Origin of the sequence: Shewanella kaireitica (assembly GCF_023284045.1) — a bacterium.
Taxonomy (GTDB): Bacteria; Pseudomonadota; Gammaproteobacteria; order Enterobacterales; family Shewanellaceae; genus Shewanella; species Shewanella kaireitica.
On sequence record NZ_JAKIKQ010000001.1, the window covers coordinates 302,643 to 324,059 of the forward strand.

Below are 21,417 nucleotides of genomic sequence, written 5' to 3' on the forward strand. Positions count from 1 at the left end.
GCTTACTGGTTACTGCTTACTGGTTACTGCTTACTGAGTACCATCAAGGTCTTACTATCTGCATCTTGCAGTAACAATTTACCTTTGCTCATTGTTGCTTGGCTAACTTCAGGCATCGCTTGCATGACGCGTTGCTCTTGTGCCATTAATGCATCTACACAAGCCTTCATGGTGTTACCTGCAGGCTGTAGTTGTATAGATTGACCTGATAAAACGTAACTGCCAAAGAAGTTATTGCAGCTATTATTACCGGTTAACTTACCTTCTGCTTCGAAAGTGAGCTGAGCTGGGCTATAGTCGATAACGGGTTGGCCGTTTGCGACCTCGATATGCCATGTACCCTCAATGGCTAAATCCTCGATTTGGGCTTGCGGCGTTGATTGGCATGCGGATAAACCCAGTAGCAAACTTGCTACGAAAAAGGATTGTTTTATCATGTTACGGATCCAAAGTGATTAATATCATTATATTGTGAGTATTTTAGCTCAAAATCAACAGGAATAAGGCGTTTGTTAGTGCAAAAAAATGTAATTAATTACCTCAAGATGTTGCATTGGGTAGGCTTAAGCATGTTGTTATGCGGTGTTGGCTTATATTTCTTTACGGAGCTAACACAACAGGTTACAGGAATGACGATTGTCGCCAGTTTGGCTGGATTAGGCATGGTCATGATGTCGCCTTTTCCCATTGCACTTTTTCTGCAATGGGCTCAGGCTCAAAACCAAGATCAATAGGGTTTAGTCACTAAAGATTGACGACATAGCTCCAGGTTATCCTCTGCGGCTTGTTGCATAGGTACCAATGATTGCTGGGCATCTGGGGTAAAAAAGCTCTTGCCGACTATGATACTCAACTTGCCCGCTTCTTTGGCTATCTGCTTGCGGAGCCGGGCAATCAAAGTGTCTAAGTTTGATTCACTATCTACAAACGCTAAGATCATAAATTTATCTTCATCAACACGGGCTGACATATCTGCTTCACGTAAGCTCTCGGCTATAATTCGAGCGAGCAAACGAGCCTTTTGCGAGGTAGATAGCGGGGCTGTGCGCATGAGTGGATTGTCGACCAACTCAATTAATACTATTCCTGCATGAGAGCCAAATCGTCTACTTAAGCTCAATTGCCTTGGCGCCATTAAGCCAAAACCATAGTGGTTGAGCATTTGCGTTGTTTCATCTTGAAACGATAGCCTTTGCACTTGTTGCATTAAGTAAACTTGCTTCAGTTCACTCTGTAATAATGAACGCACAGACTCTATTACTGTTAGTGATGCGGATGTCGCTTGGGTTGTGTTTGGATCGCAAATGAGGATACAGCCAAATACTCGACCATCAGGCCAAGATAACTGTATGCTGATAACCTGCTCAAACTCAGCGAAGGCATCACCTAGTTCATCGATATTAAGTTCACTTGAGCCAAAGCTACTGCTTGAATTTATAGCGGTTAAAAGCGGAGAATTACTCAGCACTTTTCCTGCTTTTAGGGAGCCATCATGATACTTTTTACCACAGACTACCTGAGCATCTGATCCCGAAAACTGCATAACAAGACTGGTTTTAGCACGATAAAGATCGTTGAGTAGATCAACCTGTTGTTGCCACCTTGGCAAGCTAACTGCGGGTTGTTCCTGATCTCGCAGCCAAACATTATGATCGATATTTTGAGCTAACATGGGTAAAACTCACTTGTGATTGATTATGCAGATAAATCTGACTTAAAAATTCTCTTATTAGGTCGACTATACTGGTTTTTTAAAGTTGTTGAAATGTAAACAAGTAAAGATTTGATGTTAATCATGTTTAAATCATGCTCATCGGATCACTCTTTGTGGCCTTTGTATATTTGCTGCGATTTATAGCCATATTTTCGTTGGTGAAGTTGCTATAATGGCACTATTAATTAGGGTTTTTACTCCAGAAAATAATGATGAATAGCATTAAAATCCGTTTAGCCACAGTGCAAGACGTTGCCGCTTTAGCAGCCTTAGAACAAAGCCAACAGCAAGATGAATTGGCTATTGAACAGCGAAATAACAGTTTAGCTGGCCAGTCATTTAGTCAAGGCGATCTAACTTGTTTGGTCACACAGCATTGGGTCGTCGTCGCCGAACTTGATGGTGATATTATTGGTTACGTTATCGCTGGACGTTGGAGTTTTTTTAAACAGTGGCCAATATATCGAAACTTGCTTAATCGTCTACCAAGAATTGACTACGAAAAAGCTAAGCTTGCCGAAAGCAACTGCTGTCAATATGGCCCGATTTGGATCGCGAGCGAATATCGTGGCCAAGGCATATTTGAAGCATTAGTACAGTTTGTCAAAAAATCGGTCGCCAGGGAGTTGCCTTACATGGTGACTTTTATTGCTGAAGATAATGCCGGCTCGTTTGCGGCACATACCCGAAAGGGCGGAATGCAGGTGGTCGATTTTATTAGCTTTGACGACCGTGATTATTATTTACTGGTTTTACCCACTAGTGACTCTTTTTTTTAAGGACTGTTATGTTGTCTGAATCTGTAGCATCTATTTTCTCTCCCTATCTGCAATTGAATTTATCGGCCTTCGATAACCTTAAACTGGTCGTGGCGGTTTTAACTGATAAAGCTGAAGAGTGCCATGCCTTAGAGGCTGAGATGACCGTTGAAGGTAAGGCTCAAACTGCATACTTGGTCCGCTGGCATAAGCATTTTATCTATTGTGGTCGTACAAATTCTTATGGCAACAAGATTGATGAAGTGGCCGATTTGGATGCGATAAACCCTGAGTCGATAGAAGTGCTACAGCCACCAGTGTTGTCGATGCAACAAGTTGAGTTTATGTGCATGGAAAATGCTCACTTTGACCATATTTAGGGGGCAGGCGCCCCGGCGAAATTTCCAATAAGAAAGATTAGATACTGTTATTTGTAGTACTGAGGTTTATATTGATATTTACAGATGATACCAATCAGTATAAGAATTTGATCAACTCAGAACGATTTTTGGCAAACTAATTCAAGGCGAATAGCTGCAATAATGGTTATTCCCTTATAAATCTATTCAACGCAGAAGTAGGCAGCCAAAAACGTTCCAGAATGGCGAGTTTTAGCGATTCTGATGCTGTATTAACGAACTTGAACGTAGAACAACTATGCTCTTCATTCGCTGCCTTGCCTCAAATCCGCTAAATTTTCGCTGAGTGACTAAATGTTTATACTGATTGGTATGATACGAATAAAGGCATTTTCAACGTAGTTCGGTAACTTCTATGGGGAATTGGCCTTGTCTGTGAATCGACTATTGTTTCGATGTGTTCAAGTCATCGCTATTCAGTATCGAAGTTTTAGAACGTTTAAGCTGACCTTCATCTATTTACGTTACAGTTACCAGTTAGCTCTGTCTCAACAATGTTTGATGGAGAGTGACACTTGATGTCGAACAAGGTATTTTTACGCCGCTATAGGTCAGTGGGTATCGATACAGGCATCATAAAAGTTGCTGTAATGGTATTTATCTTTAAATTTTTCGAAGCTTGCATACTTCGCCTGGAAAACAATATATGAGTAGTACATCGACACATAAACCTCGGCCTTTGGTTGACCTGATCGTGAGCATTGCTATACCCGCTTTTATTCTAATGAAGCTAAGTGGTGAAGATCAGCTCGGGGCGAGTGGTGGATTAATATTGGCGTTAAGCTTTCCGCTGGGCTGGGGCATATTTGAGTTAATCAAATATAAGAAGTTTAATTTTATCGCCCTTCTTGGTTTAGCCAATGTGTTGCTGACTGGCGGGATTGGTTTACTGGAGCTTGACCTTAAGTGGTTGGCCATTAAAGAAGCCGCTATCCCGGCGATTATCGGTACCGCTGTTGTGCTGTCGACCTTTACTTCTAAGCCATTAATTAAAGCCATCATATTTAATCCGGCGGTGATGGATGTTGATAAGATCAATGACAGATTGAAACAGAACAATTGTGTGGCTGCATTTGAACAGCGTTTAATGAAAGCCACTTATTTGGTTGGCGGCTCATTCGCCTTTTCTGCCGTTATGAATTACGTATTGGCTAAATGGATCGTCACCAGCCCAACAGGAACGCCAGAGTTTAATGAGCAGCTGGGGCAATTGAGTCTATACAGTTACCCCATGATAGCAGTGCCATCGATGTTGATGATGATGGGAATATTTTATTATTTATGGCGCACTATCCATGATTTAACTGGGCTTAAGCTGGAAGAGGTTTTAGCCAACCAGTAATGGTTGTGTCAGGTTGCGGCTGACTTACGCTTTACAGCGATAGGCAATTAAACTTCGTTTGATAAAAGGTCGTGACCTTGTCACTTATCAGGCGATGCCTGACTTCTAAGTTAGATTGCGTCTAACAACTAACGTCGCGGCGCTTCGCCCGCACCCAAGGACTCAATCAAGCTACGCTTGATTGAGTCCTTCTAGGTCGTAAGGCCTCAAATAAAACGAAACCTATCGTTCAATAGCACCAGTTAACCCCATTAACACCAACTCCTTCTCAGAACCTTGATACTTCAAAAACAACTGCGCAATATCATTGGGCGCATCAGCAATGACACCAAACCCATGCTGCGCATAAAACCCTTCTAAATGCGCCAAGGCAAAAATGTAAGTTTTGCCATCACAGAGAAAGGGTGACAGTTCGCGCATCAACTGATGCCCAACACCTTGGCCGCGAAAATCAGGATGTACCAACATACCTGTAAGAATCGATAATTGGCCGATTGGCCGGATGCGAACACAGGCAACTATCTCACCTAAGTTGTCAGTATTAGTGTCGGTTTGGGTTAGCACACAGACTGACTCTTTCTGCAGCAGGCGTGCGTAGGGCATATGTTGGCGATAGAACTTCTTCACCTCGTTGCGATCATCAGGCGCTAACCAAGTTAATTGCACTGTGTTCTTACCTTATCGATTAATCGTTATATCAGTGAATAGCAGTTTGCGAGTTAGTCGCTTTCGAGTCTAGCGATTGCGCCAAACCTTAATAATAGAGCGACTTCTCATGATGGCGTAAGAGAGAAGCATAAATCCAATTGACGCGCTATACAGCGCTACAATGATGTTATCACTATCCCAGCTAGTATTTGAATCCGTCACCATCTTCCATGTATCAAAGGTGCAAGCTCCTGCGAGTAATAATAGGATAAGTGAGCCTAGAAAGAGGCCGATAACCTTAAAGAACAAACTGAAAGATAAATCATCTGATTGAGCTAGCTTTGTTGAACGATCGAGAGCAAATAATGTGGAGTAGAGTATCTTGCTAGCTATTATGAAAAAAGCCAGAGCAAAAATGAAAAGCGCCAATTCAGTAGCAAAGATGAGTAGCACCAAGCCAAATATAAAAAAGCCAATGGGCATATAGCGACGCAAAAGATGAAAGCCTTAGTTTAGTTGTTAGCTTGCAGCGCATAATAGTATTCGATGTTAGTAGAATCAATCACTTTGGCTGGTTTGATATACGTGATAGGTGCTCCTGCATATCGTTGATTTTTCGCCATCTATAGCATATTTGGTTAAATGTTCAAGAGATTCGATAATTTGTAATCGCTTCTGGCACATTGGGATAAATGTGCCACACATAACGCAGGTTTATTATTTTGGAAAAGTCATCCGTGGCAAATCGGCGCAAATGTTCCACACATAACGAAGATTTATTATTCTGGAAAAGCCCTCCATGGTAAATCTTCATAAATGTTCCAGACATAACGAAGATTTTTTACCCTCCATGGTAAATCTTCATAAATGTTCCAGACATAAAAAAACCGCCGGTAGGCGGTTTTAATTGCAAGCTTTGCCGATTAAATCGGTAAAGCTTAAAGACCTGCGTCAGCGCGTAGGGCTTCTGCTTTGTCTGTTGCTTCCCAAGGGAATTCGTTACGACCAAAGTGACCGTATGCAGCAGTCGCTTGGTAGATTGGGCGAGCTAGGTTTAACATCTCTGTTAGACCGTATGGGCGTAGGTCGAAGTGACGACGTACTAGATCAATCAGTAACTCTTCAGCCACTTTAGCAGTGCCGAATGTTTCAATGCTGATAGATGTTGGCTCTGCAACACCAATAGCGTAAGACACTTGTAGCTCACAACGATCTGCAAGACCTGCAGCAACAATGTTCTTAGCCACGTAACGTGCAGCGTATGCCGCACTACGGTCAACTTTCGATGGATCTTTACCAGAGAAAGCACCACCACCGTGACGAGCCATGCCGCCGTAGGTATCAACGATGATCTTACGACCTGTTAGACCACAATCGCCTACCGGGCCACCGATAACAAAACGGCCAGTTGGGTTGATGAAGTATTTAGTGTCTTTCGATAACCACTTAGCCGGTAGTACTGGCTTGATGATGGTTTCCATAACACCTTCAATCAGATCTGCTTGACTCACGTCTTCACGATGCTGAGTTGAAAGGACTACTGCATCGATACCAGCAATGCTACCATCGTTGTTATACGCAAAAGTCACCTGACTTTTCGCATCTGGACGTAACCACGGAAGGGTCTTGTCTTTACGTACTTCAGATTGACGCTTAACCAGCTTGTGCGAGTAGGTGATAGGCGCAGGCATCAATACGTCAGTTTCGTTATTTGCATAACCAAACATTAGGCCTTGGTCGCCAGCACCCTGTTCTTTAGGATCGGCACGGTCAACACCTTGGTTGATATCTGGAGACTGTTTACCAATGGCATTAAGAATTGCACAAGAGTCAGCATCAAAGCCCATATCTGAATGGGTGTAACCGATTTCACGTACGGTCTTACGGGTGATCTCTTCGATATCAACCCAAGCTGAAGTGGTGACTTCGCCGCCAACCATAACCATGCCAGTTTTGACATAAGTTTCGCATGCTACGCGTGCTTTTGGATCTTGCTCCAAAATTGCGTCGAGTACCGCATCAGAAATCTGATCGGCGATTTTATCTGGGTGACCTTCTGAGACCGACTCAGAGGTGAACAAGTGCTTTGCCATGATGGAAAATCTCGTCTTTAAACAATTTGAATGTGTAGAAGTATCTACATCTAGACGGCTATCTTAGTGGAAAACAGCTTGGATGACACCCTTTTCACTTAATTTTGTGCAGTAATCCACGCTATTAAATCCTTAATATATGCAAGGGTAATGGCTGTGATTTTTACTAAGTTACTGATAAAGATATTTTTAACTGCTTTGGTATGCTCACTTGTTCTGATAAAAAAATGATCAAGCAAATGCCATTATTGACGAGTTCGTTGACGAATATTTTATTTTTGCTTAGCTAAAATGGTTCGCAACTAAGTTAAGGTATTGTTAATTATGGCTAGATTGTCATAGGTTATAGATAATATGTATCGATAATTTTTCATATCAAGCGAATTAAATTTGCGTCCTACAGCCTAGTAAGCGAAAATATGGCTCCAAATTTTGCTGTAGTGGAAAGTAAAGCAGATACCGCAATTGCTACCTTTCGCTAGATCTAAGCCTCAATACCTCAACACGACGCAGGAGAGAGCATGTCATCTCGTAAAGAACTCGCTAACGCAATCCGTGCATTAACCATGGATGCCGTTCAAAAAGCCAATTCTGGTCACCCAGGTGCACCAATGGGGATGGCTGACATCGCTGAAGTGCTATGGAATGATTTCCTAAAGCACAACCCAAACAACCCTGAGTGGGTTGATCGTGACCGTTTTATCTTGTCAAACGGCCATGGTTCTATGCTTATATACTCTCTGCTTCACCTTACGGGTTATGCATTGCCAATCGAGGAGTTGAAAAACTTCCGTCAGCTTCACTCTAAAACACCTGGTCACCCAGAATATGGTTACACACCAGGTGTTGAAACAACTACTGGCCCACTAGGCGCTGGTATCAGTAACGCTGTCGGTATGGCGATTGCTGAAAAGACATTAGCGGCACAGTTTAACCAACCAGGCCATGACATTGTTGATCACTTCACATACTGCTTCCTAGGTGATGGCTGTTTGATGGAAGGTATCTCTCATGAAGCCTGTTCATTAGCGGGTACGCTGGGTCTTGGTAAGCTAGTTGCTTTCTGGGATGACAACGGTATCTCTATCGATGGTCATGTTGAAGGCTGGTTTACTGATGATACGCCTAAGCGTTTCGAATCTTACGGCTGGCACGTTATTGCTAACGTAGATGGCCATGACAGCGACGCTATCCGCGCTGCTATCGAAGAAGCGAAGTCAGTGACTGATAAGCCAACTATGATCTGCTGTAAAACGACGATTGGTTTTGGTTCGCCAAACAAGTCTGGCAGCCACGATTGTCACGGCGCACCATTGGGTGATGCTGAAATTGCAGCTGCACGTGAGTTCCTAGGTTGGGAGCATGGTGCATTTGAAATTCCTGAAACCGTTTATGAAGGGTGGGATGCTAAAGATTCTGGCGCTTCAAATGAAGCTAGCTGGAACGAGAAGTTTGCTGCTTACACTGCTGCTTTCCCTGAACTTGCTGCTGAATATAAACGTCGTGTTATCACTGGTGAGCTTCCTGCTGAATTTGAAGAAAAGGCAAATGCCTTTATTCAAGAGTGCCAAGACAAAGCTGAAGGCATTGCTAGCCGTAAAGCATCACAAAATGCTATCGGTGCATTTGGTGCAATCTTACCTGAAATGCTAGGGGGTTCAGCTGACCTTGCTGGTTCTAACTTAACGTTATGGTCAGGTTCTAAAGGTATTCAAGATGACCCAGCCGGTAACTACATCTACTACGGTGTACGTGAATTCGGTATGAGCGGTATCATGAACGGTGCTTCTCTACACGGTGGTTTCATCAACTACGGCGCTACTTTCATGATGTTTATGGAATACGCGCGTAACGCAGTACGTATGTCAGCATTGATGGGCATTCAAAACATCTTCGTTTACACCCATGACTCTATCGGTCAAGGTGAAGATGGTCCAACTCACCAGCCTGTTGAGCAACTTGCTAACTTGCGCATGACTCCAAACATGACAGTATGGCGCCCATGTGATGCGGCTGAAACTGCTGTATCTTGGAAGAACGCGATTGAGCGTCGTGACGCACCAACATCTCTAATCTTTAGTCGCCAAGGCCTAAAGGCTCAAGCACGCAGCGCTGAGCAGCTAGCTAATGTTGCTAAAGGTGGTTATGTACTGAGTGATTGTGCTGGCACGCCTGATCTAATTCTCATTGCTACAGGTAGTGAAGTGCAGCTAGCACTTGATTCTGCGGCTGCGCTTACTGAGCAAGGTCAAAAGGTTCGCGTCGTTTCTATGCCGTCAACTAACGAGTTTGACAAGCAAGATGCTGCTTATAAAGAGTCTGTACTGCCAAGCAGTGTGACTAAGCGTGTTGCGATTGAAGCTGCTCACGTTGATTTCTGGCACAAGTATGTTGGTTTCGGCGGCGCTGTTGTGGGTATGACTACCTTTGGTGAGTCTGCGCCAGGCGGCGACTTGATGAAGCACTTCGGCTTTACTGTTGAAAATGTTGTAGCAACCGTTAACGGTCTATAACAGTCAGTGATAAAACTGACGGCGCAATGGCAAGCTCGAGCTTGCCTATTGCGTCTGTTGATGCTCAATGATCTAACGGCTTACCAGTAGAGGTAGGCCGTTGTTGTATCAAAGTAACAAGGTATATTAGTTAATGATAAGAGTCGCTATTAATGGTTACGGCCGCATCGGTCGTTCAATTCTTCGTGCAGTATATGAATCTGCAAAACGCGATCGAATTCAAATCGTGGCGATTAATGAGTTGGCAAAACCTGAAGCGATGCTACATTTAACCCAGTACGATACTACTCACGGTCGTTTTCATACTCAAGTTAAGCTTGATAATCAGCATATGCTCATCGGTGATGACGCTATCAAGCTGTTGCATGAACCCAATCCTGCCAACTTGCCATGGCAAGAGATGGATATTGATATAGTGTTTGAAGCGACAGGTGTGATTCACGACAGACAAGCTTGCGAAGCGCATATTGAGGCTGGTGCTCGGCAGGTTTTAATTAGCCATCCCTCTTCAAGCGATGTTGACGCGACCATTGTTTATGGCGTTAATCAAGACCTGCTTAAGCCGGAGCACACTATTGTCTCTAATGCTTCATGTACCACTAACTGTATCGTGCCGGTGATTGACGTACTAGACAAACACTTCCAAGTAAAAAGTGGCGCCATTACTACGATTCACTCGGCAATGAATGATCAACAAGTGATTGATGCTTATCATGATGATTTGCGTCGTACCCGCGCAGCTGGACAGTCAATTATTCCGGTTGATACTAAGCTTGCTCGAGGTATTGAACGTATATTGCCGCACATGAAAGATAAGTTTGAAGCTATCTCTGTACGAGTGCCAACAATTAACGTTACCGCTATCGACCTCTCCGTTACGCTAGATAAGCGCGTCGATATTGAACAAGTTAATAAGGTGCTCAAGCAGGCAACTGAAGGCTCATTTTCCGGCGTGGTTGGTTACACTAATGAGCCACTAGTATCGTGTGATTTTAACCACGATCCGCGTTCAAGTATTGTCGATGGTACCCAAACTCGAGTCAGCGATGGTCATTTAGTTAAGCTATTACTCTGGTGTGACAATGAGTGGGGTTTCGCTAACCGTATGCTCGATACCAGCTTAGAGATGATTAAGGCTAGAAGAGCATAGGGACTGGCACAGTTGTAGAGCGGCATGTTTTTGTAGGTCGGCATTTATGCCGTCAAAGGTTTATAGCAATACCAAGAGGTTGCTGAGGCGGTCTAAGCTTAGAATAAATGTTCAAGCTTGAAAGATAAAAGATAAGTCGCTTCAAATTAGCCATGATTGATTATGCTGAACCTAGAAATATAAAAGCTGATGGCTTGGTGTTGTGTCCCAGCGGTCAGGTAACACAGTTTCATTTTAACTTTAACTTAAATCGTAAGGAAGCATGAAAATGTCGATTCTTAATATGCAAGACCTAGAGCTTCAAGGTAAGCGTGTGCTTATTCGTGAAGATCTTAACGTACCGGTTAGCGATGGTGTGGTAACAAGTGACGCGCGTCTACGTGCATCACTTCCAACCATTAAGCTAGCGCTCGAAAAAGGCGCGGCGGTTATGGTGATGTCTCACCTAGGCCGTCCTACTGAAGGTGAGTTTAACGCTGAGTTCTCTATGCTGCCAGTGGTTAACTATCTTGCTAAAGCACTTGATTGCCCAGTGCGTCTTGCCAGCGAATACCTTGATGGTGTTGAAGTTGCTGTCGGTGAAGTGGTTGTTTTTGAAAACGTCCGTTTCAATGTTGGCGAGAAGAAAAACGATGAAGCACTAGCCAAGAAAATGGCTGCACTTTGTGATGTATATGTAATGGATGCCTTTGGTACCGCTCACCGTGCTCAAGCGTCAACGCATGGTGTGGGTCTACATGCGCCAATCGCTTGTGCAGGTCCTTTGCTTGCAGGCGAACTTGCAGCATTGGGTAAAGCGCTTGATAACCCTGCTCGTCCAATGGTGGCGATTGTTGGTGGTTCAAAAGTATCAACTAAGCTGACGGTATTAGAAAGCCTGTCAACTAAAGTTGATCAATTGGTTGTTGGTGGCGGTATTGCTAATACATTCGTGGCAGCAGCAGGTCACAACGTCGGTAAGTCTCTGTATGAAGCTGACTTGATTGATGAAGCTAAACGTCTTGTAGCGGCAGCACAAAGCGGTGGCGGCGATATTCCAGTACCAACTGATGTGGTTGTTGCCGGCGAGTTTAGCCCAACAGCTACTGCAACCTTGAAAGATGTTAGCGCTGTTTCAGATACCGATATGATTTTTGATATTGGCCCAGACAGTGCTGAAGCGTTAGCTGAAATTATCAAAAATGCTGGCACTGTTGTTTGGAACGGCCCTGTAGGCGTATTTGAGTTTGATCAGTTTGGTGAAGGCACTAAGCGTATTGCGCAGGCTATCGCTGATTCAAATGCCTTCTCTATTGCTGGCGGCGGTGACACGCTTGCTGCAGTTGATAAGTATGATATTGCAGATAAGGTGTCATATATCTCAACTGGCGGTGGTGCTTTCCTTGAGTTTTTAGAAGGTAAAGAGTTACCAGCGGTAGCAATGCTTGAGAGCCGCGGCAAGTAATCGCAGCTGATTTTGCTATAGCATACAAAAAAATTACCAAACTGTATGTTGGCGGGCTTTAAATCGACATTTGTCGGGGTTACACTAGCCGCCAACAATACAGTGCTAAGCGCTGTAGCTTAAAAGTATAACAATTATAAAAAATAACCAGTAACCGTTATTGAGTTTAAAGCAAGAATGCTGATGACTTGATGACATAAAAATCAATCCAAACGATAGCGACCTCGGTGAGTCAAATCACCCTATTATTGGAGTAAAAAATGGCCTTAATTTCCCTACGTCAAATGTTAGATCACGCAGCAGAGCATGGATATGGCGTACCTGCGTTTAACGTAAACAACCTTGAGCAGATGCGTGCAATTATGCAAGCTGCTGAAGCAACTGACAGCCCTGTGATCGTGCAAGCATCAGCAGGTGCGCGTAAGTATGCTCGTCCACAATTCCTTAAGTATCTTATGGCTGCTGCTCTTGAGCAGTATCCTGATATCCCAGTATGTATTCACCAAGACCACGGTACTGATCCTGATATCTGTCAACGCTCGATTCAATTAGGCATGTCATCAGTAATGATGGATGGTTCTTTGATGGCGGATGGTAAAACACCTGCATCTTATGACTACAACGTCGATGTTACTCGTCGTACTGTGGCATTTGCTCACGCATGTGGTGTATCAGTTGAAGGTGAAATTGGTTGTCTAGGTAGCTTAGAAACAGGCGAAGCTGGCGAAGAAGATGGTATTGGTGCAGCTGGTATTTTGACTATGGACCAAATGCTAACTACACCTGAAGAAGCTGCACGCTTTGTATCAGACACTCATGTTGATGCCCTAGCGATTGCTATTGGTACTAGCCATGGTGCATACAAGTTCAGCCGTAAACCTACCGGTGAAGTGCTGCGTATTGACCGTATTAAAGAGATCCACGCCCGTATTCCTAATACTCACCTTGTTATGCATGGTTCATCTTCAGTACCACAAGAGTGGCTAGAGATAATCAACCAGTATGGCGGCGCAATCCCTGAAACTTATGGCGTGCCATTAGAAGAGATTGTTGAAGGTATTAAGCACGGCGTACGTAAAGTAAACATCGATACTGACTTACGTCTTGCCTCTACGGGTGCAGTGCGTAAGTTCCTTGCTGAAAACCCAACAGAATTTGATCCTCGTAAATTCTTGAAGGCGTCAATGGAAGCAATGGCTGATATCTGTACCACTCGCTACGAAGCATTTGGTTGTGCGGGAATGGGCTCGAAGATCAAGCCTAAGTCGCTACAAGCTATGTATAAAGCATACCAGTCAGGCGAACTTGATCCACAGATTAAGTAAGTTATCACTGATAAACTGAACTGCTTTATATAAAAATACCTGCCGAGTGCAGGTATTTTTTTATCCATTTTTCAGATTATTAATTCACAGTATAAAAGCTGAAAGATTGTTATAAGTCATATTTTCAATTACTAGCACTAAATGTTAATATTGCGCCGATTTTTAGGGATTTAAGTAAACGGAGTAATAAGAGAATGAAAACAATGTTGACTGCAATTGCAGTTCTATTGGCGGCTCCTTTTGCTGCCCACGCTGGTGCTGACTTTGTAGAGGGCGATAAGACTTTCGCAGGTGAAGCTGAACTAGGTGCTACTTTAACGACGGGTAATACTGATACATCGTCTATTAAAGGGCGTTTAAACCTAATGCAAGAACTGGGTAATTGGGAAAACCAGTACCTATTTGAAGGGCTTTATAAAGAAGATACTGGCGAAGTGACTGCCAAACGTTACTATGCGGGTATTCAAGGTGATTATAAGTTCAATGAAAAGAGCTATATGTATATCACTGCCAACTATGAAGCCGATCCATTCACAGGTTTCGATTTTAAGTCTGTAGCCTCTGCCGGTTACGGTTATAAATTTATCGACAGTGACAATATGTACTTAAGTGCTGAAGTTGGTCCTGGTTATATTTATAAGAAACTTGATGACGAACAATCGGCGTTATTGGGCTACGATAACGAAGATAGCGTTGTTGCTCACGGAGCGATGAATTTTAGCTACGATATCAGTGAATCATCTAAGTTTACCCAACTGTTTATCGCTGACTATGGTGATAGCTTAGAGGGACGTTCTGAAACAGCCATCACTGCCAATATCATCGGTGCCCTAGCAATGAAATTTGCGGTTATTGTTCGTTATAACAGTGAACCGTTAGATGACAAGAAGAGCACTGATACAGAAACGAATATGACTCTGTTATACGCGTTCTAACTTTTGAACCGCCAGTAACAGTTAATATTTTACAGTAAAGGCTCCTTTAAAAGGGGCCTTTATGTTAATGACTGTTTGGCTTGCTAAGATGTTTGTTGCATCTTTTGGTGGGTGAATAAATTTGGCAGCTTTAACTTTACATTCTTTGCGGTTTGTATCCTCCCCTACAATTTTTTATCATTCCATTAATGTGCTAAGGCTCACGAAAGTGCGATAGAGTCGTGGATTGTATGTTTTTATCACGGACTCGACTAGCGATAATCAGTACACTGGCAACCCGTAGAATAGTATGAGTTGTAAATGTGTTTATAGGTCCAGTCCGGTTTGATGTTGAGCTTAGGCAGTTGGTGAATACCGAATCTGCGCAAGCACTCAAATTGTCCAATATTGAGTTTCTAGTGATCAATGAACTGATCTCATCTAGAGGTCAGGTGGTATCGACTGAATCAATGTGCGCCTTACTATTACCTAAAGTTGTTACTGCGCAAGACATCACCATAGCCATTACTAATATCAAAGCATTTTTAGGGGCTAATACAGCCTCTATGATCGAAGTGGTGACTAATCAAGGCTATTTGCTGCATGTTAAATCCAGAACCTTACAAATGCACAGTAGCCCTTATGCGGCGTTTTCAATTAAACAGTTTTCATTGTTGTTGTTACTTGGGGTGATGTTGGTTATTTTCTTGGCGACTCACTTTAAAACAACCGAGAATATTCATTTTTCACTTCCGGAGCAGATCTTACTTGATGGTAAGTCATCGGTGTTAGTGCCTATCTATAGCTCTGATGAAGAGCTTGATAGTTACCAAAGTAAGTTTAGAGAAGTTGCAATTAAACTCGAACAGTGTGAAACGCTAACCTGGGATAAGATTTACACCTCAGCCTCGCCTGCAGGGGATATGCTACATTTTGTGATGCAAGTTGAAGTCGATAAAGCTATTAAGTTTGAAAATCTAAAAGTGCTCAATGTTGGAGAAAGTTGGGATTTTATCAACGACTCGTGGTTGCAGGAGTATGGTCTCTGTGAATAATCCATTGCAGCGAGAGCTTTTTATTGGTTTCCGTTCAACCCCAATTCTTATTACGCTGATTTTTATACTTGGTTTGTGTATGGCATTGGACTACTTTGTAGAACCTAATGAAGATGTAAAACTGGCCTGTTCTTCAAACAGTTATGATCATAACCTAAGCCGCCCACAGCATTCTGGGTTAAGGTTTGAAATAGAAAGAATAGGTAGCTCTGTAGAACTGAAGATGACCTACCTTAATGATCATAAAGATTTAGTGTCTGTCTCGGGTATTGGAACATTGGTAGAAATTTCAGCACCTGTACTTACCTATGAGGTTCAGCTAGATTCTGCAGCGTTAAAAAGTGATTTACAGCAAGAGGTCTATGAGCCACACATGCAGGAAACTGTGCAATTAGTGAAGAAGTCTATTACTAATGGCGCAGCAGGTCAGGGGGAAGCTTTTTACATTAAAGTGCTAGAAATGGATAAGACTACTGGCTTTGTTACCATCCAGTTGAACGAACGCAACGCGTTATGGGCTTGTAAGATCCTGTAGTCGACTGAAGGACTGCTTGCTCTGTCGATTATGGCGTTACCATTTAAGCTAAAGATTGAAGCTATATTTCAAGTCTTAAGCGACAGCAGACTTTCCCTGGAAATAAAAGCTTATACCAATTGCATTAAAATTTTGACCATTCAGTGTTTTGCCAATTTGTATAACCTCAGCCGCACTAGGTGAACACTTCAGTCTTTCCACTTCTGCTTTGTATTGGCTTAAAAGGGAATAACCATTTCTTTATCAATGCGCTTTGAGTTGAAAAGACTGAGGGGCTCTGAACGGGTCAAATACTTAATGCAATTGGTATTACTCATGCCGCAATGATTTCATTAGCAAATAGATTCCGTCCAGAAGTAAACCTCGTTAATGGCACCCGATTCCTCTTCTATGCTAGTTTAAATAAGTAGTATGCAAGCAGTCTGTGATCAGGGTTAAAGCTAATTTTCCTCGCTAAGTTAGACTATAATGATTAGGTCGATGTGTTTGTTTTGAAATGCATTTAAAGGATATATGTGGCTAAAATTAGAGTTAAGCAAGAAGAATCACTATCAATCAAATTCCTACATCAGATGGAAGTGGGTGATAACCGGCGATTAGATCTGTATTTTTTCTTGCCGAAAGAGATGGGGATAAATCCGCAGAGTTTAAATGAGGAGGAGTATTACCATTCCTCTATCACTGGGCGGCGTTCTTATTACTCCTCAGGGCTGCATTTGCCATTAGTGCAAAGCCGTTTTGTTAGTCAGAAGAAACGAACAGTTGAAGAGTTTCGACTGTATTTAAATTTATTTGCTTATCAATTCTCTGTTGCAATAGAGACCGACAGTAAAGAACTGGCTCAGGTTGAAGATCTGGTTCAATTTTATACCGCACTGGAAGAGTTAAGCGAGCAGGTTATTCATCTGCTCAAGCGTTTTAGACGTAATGAACCCAGCGATGAGAAATGGAAGTCCTATTTTGAAAATGCGGATAATTATCTCTCTTGGTTGTGCGAGCAGCGATTACTAAAACTTTTAGCCCATGCCCCCCGAAGTAGTGATTATACCGAGGTCACAGAGAGTGTGGTTGGTTTGTGTCGTGCAGAGGCCGATTATCGTAAAGAGCATAAGTATAACTCTTCCAAGACGTTAGAAGATGCCAATCGCATCGCCAACAAGATGCACTTGTTAAGACGATTGATCCAGCAAGGTGTGGTACTTAAAGAGGAGCTTAAACCATTAGGCATAGGGCTTAAGAAGATGACTACAGGTATTGCAACAGCTATGGTCATGCTGGTGGTGTCTACCTTAATTATCAAAGCGCAAGGTGTGTTTAGTGGCTTAACCATCGCGTTAGTATTAACTCTTGCGGTTATCTATGGTTTCCGAGAGATCTTTAAAGATGATATCCGTAATGCGCTGTGGCGGCTTATTCAACGTGGACGGCCGCGTTGGAGCCGATTATTAACAGATACAACTAGTAAGCTATCAATAGGTAAGCAACTTGTATGGCTCGACTTTATGAAGAAAAAGGAGTTGCCGCCCCAGGTTAATCAGATCTTAAAGAAACGCCATAGCCAAAATAAAGTGGATGCTGAGATTTTGCATTATGGGATCCACTCTCGAGTTTCGGCCAAAGGTTTTTTAGCTGGCTACTCTCAAATTCAAGAGCAGGTTAACTTTAGCTTTGTACCCTTTGCCAGAAACTTAGAACGTGGTAAAGCCAAAATTTATAATGAGCATGAAGGAAAGATTAGCAATGAGTCGGTAGAGCGCCGCTATCAAGTTAATCTTATTTTGGTACTCAAAGAGGGCAAGGATGAGCCACAATACGCTCGTTATAAGATAACTATGAATCGCTCAACTATCATTGAGATCACTGAAAGTGATCTGCCATCAGGCATGAAAAATATGGATGAAACGCCTTTTGAAGATGAGTTATTAACCCCTAGCGGCACGGAAAGCGTAGAGGTCAAAACTAATTAACTAATACTCTTGAGAATTAGAATATCTGCCTAGTAAAAGCTTGGCAGATATTTTGCTCATCAGTTTGCTTCGCTCGCTTTAAGGCAATCTCTGCATTACTCAGGAACTGTTCTAGTACTTGGCCGCCCTGATAAGCTGCTATTCCGATACAGATCCCATCACCTAAGCCATTACTCTTGAGCTTAGATAGAGTATCGATGGCAAAATAGTGTGCTTGGTCTGAATCAGTATCAGGCAGCATGATAATCAGTTTACCTAGTTGCCAGCGTGACATTTGATATCGATTGGGCAACTCACGCAATAGCTGACTTTCAACCTCTTTTTGACGGCTCTCTAACTGGCCAATATCACTCATGTGGCTTAGCATGCCTTCTGCCGCAATATCGAGTAACATCAGGCTTGAGAAATCCTTTTTCTCTTGGCTCATATTATTAAAGTATCGCTCAAGATCGCGACGATCATTAAAGATTGTGCTGCGCTGTGGTACTGAGCTACCAGGTTCAGTGCCATGGGCTTTTAACTTGGCGTGCTCAAAGGTGCAGACAATGTATTCGATATCGTCTGAGGCATCTAAATGTCCCTTTAAGGTGGCAAGCATACAGTCATCACTGGCACGGTTATTTGCAGATAATATCTGTCCCTGCCAAGTCCTTTTGAGGATAAGTTGCTGTGAGATCTGTGGCCATTGGTTTTTAAAGTCTATGGTTAGTAAGTCGGTAATCTGTAAGTTACGGCTATCCTTTACCTGCATTAAAGAGTTGAATGCAGCGTTAGATTTGATGATGACGCCTTTGGCGTCAGACAGTACCGTTGCCATCGGATTATCATTAAGCAGTTGGTTTAATCTTGCTTCTTCTTGACTATGTTTTAGTTCGCCAATATTTTCAAATGTCACTAAGGTGTAGTTCTGCTTGTTATCCATATCGTATTCAAGACGCAGACTGACAGACAGCTGAGTATACTCTGAGGCCTCTGTATCAAGCTCTCCACGCCACTCTTTTTGTTCTGCAAGTAGGGTCTCAAGCTCTTGGTACTGCTCGTCATCCATATGCAGGATACGTTGTAAGCTACGGTCGGACAGTTCATCTTTTTCAAGTGATAACAGTTTTGCAGCCATGGTGTTGGCACTGAGTACTCGCCCGAGTTCATTGGCAATAATGTAGCCAGAATCGGTATTAAATAAGCGATTGGCTAGATCAATGCTGAAGTCCCGTGAACGGTGTACTAGGCGGTATGCATGGGTCAAATAGATAACAACACAAGCGAGTAGAGTCAAAAATATCGCTCCGCCCATCAAAATATTGCGCCACTGTTCAAACTTGGCGGCGATATCATCGTTCTTTACATAGGAGAGTAGAAAGTACTCTCTGCGGGTTTCGTATTGTGTGGTTAGCTCGACTTTCAGATAAACAAAGGTGGCATCGTCACCATGGAACTGGCCAAAATTACTGGTGGCCATTTTGCGCCAAAGGGCAGGATATGATTGTTTGAGGCTGCCGCCCATGGTTTCTGGTAATCGACCAGTTGTCGGGGATTCAAGTGCTCCAGAGTAAAGCAGCCCTTGGGTATCAAGCATCATTAACGGTGCTTGCTTACTTGAGTAAGCTGGCTTGATATTTTTTAACATGCGCGACATAGAGTTGTACGCGACCAGATAACCTCTTACTGTTTGGTCCGGATTTTCAAGCCATGCAAGTTGATAGAGATAAGGCTCTAGTTTGCCATTGATCGGACTAAACTCAAGCGGTGAGGTGTAGATTTCATTACCCCCCATATTACGTGAACTTCCTAACAACGACGGTGGAAGAGCGTTGTGGCCAAACTCTTCGTCCGTGGCAAATTTTAGCTGACCTTGTGGGTCGTAAAGTGCAATCCCCAGTAACTCGGGAATGTTATCAACGACGATATCCCAGTTATTTTGCAGATTCTCTTGGTTGGCTTCAGTCGGTAAGTCCAGATAACGATTAAGTAGCTCTGATGTGGCAAACATTTGTGTTCTAAATTGTTGAAAAGAGACTTTATCCGCAATCAGTGTACCAACGGCTTGTAGCTCACTGTAACGCTGGGTAGCCCAGTCTTCTTGCAGGCGTCTTTCACCAAGAGTAATGACAATATTGGTAAGAATAATAACCGAGATCAATAGAATGCAGATCTGACTAGCAGCAGCAAAAATTCGTTGTTGGGACCATTGGATCCCTTGTGCATTGATAAGTAGCGGTAATTTTCGCGTTAACATGAATAGCTATTTTCGATGGTTGTTATAGCCGCTATATTATACCAATTCGGCTATATATGTAATCAATTCAGTATGGTTATCCTGCGGTTGATTAAACTCAGTTGAGGCAGTATCTGTTCTAACCATAAATCAAGAAGCTATTGATTTAAGTGATATTAGCCGACAACCCCTAGCTCTCTTTGTTTGAACTTAGCACCTGCTACTTCAACTATTTTGCGGCAAGCCTCAATATCTACCTCTGCAAGCCCGTTTATCGCCGATACCTGAACATCTGCAATGTAGTGTGGCGCAAGCTCGATAAATTCAAGTAGGGCGGCATAGGCACCTTTTAGTTTGGGCTGGCAATGTTCTTGATAAGCGGCAGCTGTATCTGTATTGAGTGAAATTGACAGGCTGTCTACGCATTTTGCTAGTTCAGGCAAAATATTGCGGCGATGAAATAGATTACCTAGCCCGTCAGTATTCACTCTCACTTTGCCACCACGGGCTTTAATTTCGCTAGCAACGCTTAAAAGGGTGGCTAAGTTGAGGGTTGGTTCGCCATAGCCGCAAAATACATATTCATCGAAAGCTGTCGTGTCACCCAGTAGTGCGACCACTTCGTCTGCACTTGGTTGGTTCTCAAGAGCAAGCTGATATTGATGAACTTGTTTACTGCCGTTGTGCTTAGGGCAAAACTGACAGCGTAGAGTGCATCTACCGGTTATATTTAAATAGCGACTATTGCGAATATCGTAAACAAGTGTGGCAGCAGATTGGGTCATATTGATGGTCACTAGCAAGAGAGGCGTTTAGCATAGCGGATGCCAGTTACTAATTCTGTTCGCTAGATCGAGTATTATACCAATTCCACTAAAGATGTGATTAATTCAGAGCTTTCTCAGGACTTTCAATTCAAGGCGCATTGTGGAAGAAATGGTTATTCCCTTTTAAGACAATGTAATACCAATCAGTATAAGAAGTTGATCTACTCAGAGCGTTTTTGGCACGCTAATTCAAGGCCGGCTAATTCAAAGTGAGTAATGACATAATGGTTATTCCCTTATGAGTTTATTCAACGCAGAAGTAGCAAGCCAAAAACACTCCTAAAGGCGAGTTTTAGCGGCTTTGATGCTGCGTTAATGAATTTGAACGTAGAATAACTATGCTCTTCATTCATTGCCTTACCTCAAAGTCGCTAAACTCTCGCTGAGCGATCAAATCTTTATACTGATTGGTATAACGCAGCAGTGAATGTCCTGAAAAGCTCACTGCGTGCGGCTGATGTTTAAGGCATGAGGAAATCCCTTAATACGGCGCATTTG

19 protein-coding genes are annotated in these 21,417 nt (G+C 42.9%); 12 read left to right on the forward strand and 7 right to left on the reverse strand.

The window, feature by feature from the left end; all coding sequences use genetic code 11:
- Positions 1 to 23: 23 nt before the first annotated feature.
- A complete protein-coding gene (locus tag L2730_RS01215) occupies positions 24 to 437 on the reverse strand; it encodes an META domain-containing protein (RefSeq protein ID WP_248972922.1) in 414 nt (137 codons plus the stop codon).
- Between the two features lie 78 nt (positions 438 to 515).
- On the opposite strand from L2730_RS01215, the gene L2730_RS01220 reads away from it, so the two are divergent.
- The gene (locus tag L2730_RS01220; RefSeq protein WP_248972923.1) at positions 516 to 734 is read left to right on the forward strand and encodes a hypothetical protein; all 219 of its coding nucleotides are present in this window, start codon (positions 516 to 518) and stop codon (positions 732 to 734) included.
- On the opposite strand, the gene L2730_RS01225 is transcribed toward L2730_RS01220, so the two are convergent.
- On the reverse strand, positions 728 to 1,672 hold the full coding sequence (locus L2730_RS01225; RefSeq protein WP_248972924.1) for a GGDEF domain-containing protein: 945 nt from the start codon (positions 1,670 to 1,672) through the stop codon (positions 728 to 730). The genes L2730_RS01220 and L2730_RS01225 overlap by 7 nt on opposite strands.
- A 263-nt stretch (positions 1,673 to 1,935) precedes the next feature.
- Between L2730_RS01225 and L2730_RS01230 the strand changes: the two genes are divergently transcribed.
- The 3 genes from L2730_RS01230 to L2730_RS01240 all read left to right on the forward strand — a co-directional run bounded on the left by L2730_RS01230 (position 1,936) and on the right by L2730_RS01240 (position 4,233).
- Entirely contained in the window at positions 1,936 to 2,493 is a 558-nt protein-coding gene (locus L2730_RS01230) for a GNAT family N-acetyltransferase (protein WP_428848426.1), read from the forward strand.
- Between the two features lie 8 nt (positions 2,494 to 2,501).
- A complete protein-coding gene (locus L2730_RS01235) occupies positions 2,502 to 2,852 on the forward strand; it encodes a hypothetical protein (protein ID WP_248972926.1) in 351 nt (116 codons plus the stop codon).
- A gap of 685 nt (positions 2,853 to 3,537) precedes the next feature.
- On the forward strand, positions 3,538 to 4,233 hold the full coding sequence (locus tag L2730_RS01240; RefSeq protein WP_248972927.1) for a VC0807 family protein: 696 nt from the start codon (positions 3,538 to 3,540) through the stop codon (positions 4,231 to 4,233).
- Between the two features lie 222 nt (positions 4,234 to 4,455).
- Here L2730_RS01240 and L2730_RS01245 read toward each other — a convergent pair whose 3' ends face one another.
- The 3 genes from L2730_RS01245 to metK all read right to left on the reverse strand — a co-directional run bounded on the left by L2730_RS01245 (position 4,456) and on the right by metK (position 6,974).
- Positions 4,456 to 4,899 carry a GNAT family N-acetyltransferase gene (locus L2730_RS01245; RefSeq protein ID WP_248972928.1) on the reverse strand — a complete coding sequence of 148 codons (444 nt, stop codon included), beginning with the start codon at positions 4,897 to 4,899 and terminating at the stop codon, positions 4,456 to 4,458.
- 69 nt (positions 4,900 to 4,968) lie between these two features.
- On the reverse strand, positions 4,969 to 5,376 hold the full coding sequence (locus L2730_RS01250; protein ID WP_248972929.1) for a hypothetical protein: 408 nt from the start codon (positions 5,374 to 5,376) through the stop codon (positions 4,969 to 4,971).
- Positions 5,377 to 5,819: 443 nt separating this feature from the next.
- Positions 5,820 to 6,974, reverse strand: coding sequence for a methionine adenosyltransferase (gene metK, locus L2730_RS01255; RefSeq protein ID WP_248972930.1), 1,155 nt, complete (start codon positions 6,972 to 6,974; stop codon positions 5,820 to 5,822).
- Between the two features lie 521 nt (positions 6,975 to 7,495).
- Here metK and tkt point away from each other — a divergent pair.
- From tkt to L2730_RS01295, 8 genes are all read left to right on the forward strand, one after another.
- A complete protein-coding gene (gene tkt / locus L2730_RS01260) occupies positions 7,496 to 9,487 on the forward strand; it encodes a transketolase (RefSeq protein WP_248972931.1) in 1,992 nt (663 codons plus the stop codon).
- Positions 9,488 to 9,620: 133 nt separating this feature from the next.
- A complete protein-coding gene (gene epd, locus L2730_RS01265) occupies positions 9,621 to 10,637 on the forward strand; it encodes an erythrose-4-phosphate dehydrogenase (RefSeq protein WP_248972932.1) in 1,017 nt (338 codons plus the stop codon).
- Between the two features lie 268 nt (positions 10,638 to 10,905).
- Positions 10,906 to 12,081, forward strand: a complete 1,176-nt coding sequence (locus L2730_RS01270) for a phosphoglycerate kinase (RefSeq protein WP_248972933.1) — start codon at positions 10,906 to 10,908, stop codon at positions 12,079 to 12,081.
- Positions 12,082 to 12,341: 260 nt separating this feature from the next.
- On the forward strand, positions 12,342 to 13,406 hold the full coding sequence (fba, locus tag L2730_RS01275) for a class II fructose-bisphosphate aldolase (protein ID WP_248972934.1): 1,065 nt from the start codon (positions 12,342 to 12,344) through the stop codon (positions 13,404 to 13,406).
- A gap of 194 nt (positions 13,407 to 13,600) precedes the next feature.
- Entirely contained in the window at positions 13,601 to 14,341 is a 741-nt protein-coding gene (locus tag L2730_RS01280) for a DUF481 domain-containing protein (protein ID WP_248972935.1), read from the forward strand.
- Positions 14,342 to 14,643: 302 nt separating this feature from the next.
- Complete coding sequence (locus L2730_RS01285) at positions 14,644 to 15,375, forward strand: helix-turn-helix domain-containing protein (protein WP_248972936.1); 732 nt, start codon at positions 14,644 to 14,646, stop codon at positions 15,373 to 15,375.
- Positions 15,368 to 15,910: a hypothetical protein gene (locus L2730_RS01290; protein WP_248972937.1), complete on the forward strand. Its 543-nt coding sequence runs from the start codon at positions 15,368 to 15,370 to the stop codon at positions 15,908 to 15,910. Before L2730_RS01285 ends, L2730_RS01290 begins: the two co-directional genes overlap by 8 nt.
- A 515-nt stretch (positions 15,911 to 16,425) precedes the next feature.
- Positions 16,426 to 17,877, forward strand: a complete 1,452-nt coding sequence (locus tag L2730_RS01295; RefSeq protein ID WP_248972938.1) for a hypothetical protein — start codon at positions 16,426 to 16,428, stop codon at positions 17,875 to 17,877.
- Positions 17,878 to 17,893: 16 nt separating this feature from the next.
- Here the strand turns inward: L2730_RS01295 and L2730_RS01300 are convergent, their stop codons facing one another.
- Both L2730_RS01300 and L2730_RS01305 read right to left on the reverse strand, forming a co-directional pair.
- Complete coding sequence (locus L2730_RS01300; RefSeq protein ID WP_248972939.1) at positions 17,894 to 20,113, reverse strand: PAS domain-containing protein; 2,220 nt, start codon at positions 20,111 to 20,113, stop codon at positions 17,894 to 17,896.
- A 155-nt stretch (positions 20,114 to 20,268) separates the two neighbouring features.
- A complete protein-coding gene (locus L2730_RS01305) occupies positions 20,269 to 20,877 on the reverse strand; it encodes a TatD family nuclease-associated radical SAM protein (protein WP_248972940.1) in 609 nt (202 codons plus the stop codon).
- Positions 20,878 to 21,417: the final 540 nt, after the last annotated feature.

Excerpts from the sequence above, each read along its gene's own strand:
- metK (WP_248972930.1), bottom strand. The coding sequence starts at position 6,974 with ATGGCAAAGCACTTGTTCACCTCTGAGTCGGTCTCAGAAGGTCACCCA.
- L2730_RS01215 (WP_248972922.1), bottom strand. The coding sequence starts at position 437 with ATGATAAAACAATCCTTTTTCGTAGCAAGTTTGCTACTGGGTTTATCC.
- L2730_RS01240 (WP_248972927.1), top strand. The coding sequence starts at position 3,538 with ATGAGTAGTACATCGACACATAAACCTCGGCCTTTGGTTGACCTGATC.
- L2730_RS01225 (WP_248972924.1), bottom strand. The coding sequence starts at position 1,672 with ATGTTAGCTCAAAATATCGATCATAATGTTTGGCTGCGAGATCAGGAA.
- L2730_RS01305 (WP_248972940.1), bottom strand. The coding sequence starts at position 20,877 with ATGACCCAATCTGCTGCCACACTTGTTTACGATATTCGCAATAGTCGC.
- L2730_RS01280 (WP_248972935.1), top strand. The coding sequence starts at position 13,601 with ATGAAAACAATGTTGACTGCAATTGCAGTTCTATTGGCGGCTCCTTTT.
- L2730_RS01300 (WP_248972939.1), bottom strand. The coding sequence starts at position 20,113 with ATGTTAACGCGAAAATTACCGCTACTTATCAATGCACAAGGGATCCAA.
- L2730_RS01235 (WP_248972926.1), top strand. The coding sequence starts at position 2,502 with ATGTTGTCTGAATCTGTAGCATCTATTTTCTCTCCCTATCTGCAATTG.
- epd (WP_248972932.1), top strand. The coding sequence starts at position 9,621 with ATGATAAGAGTCGCTATTAATGGTTACGGCCGCATCGGTCGTTCAATT.
- L2730_RS01270 (WP_248972933.1), top strand. The coding sequence starts at position 10,906 with ATGTCGATTCTTAATATGCAAGACCTAGAGCTTCAAGGTAAGCGTGTG.
- fba (WP_248972934.1), top strand. The coding sequence starts at position 12,342 with ATGGCCTTAATTTCCCTACGTCAAATGTTAGATCACGCAGCAGAGCAT.
- tkt (WP_248972931.1), top strand. The coding sequence starts at position 7,496 with ATGTCATCTCGTAAAGAACTCGCTAACGCAATCCGTGCATTAACCATG.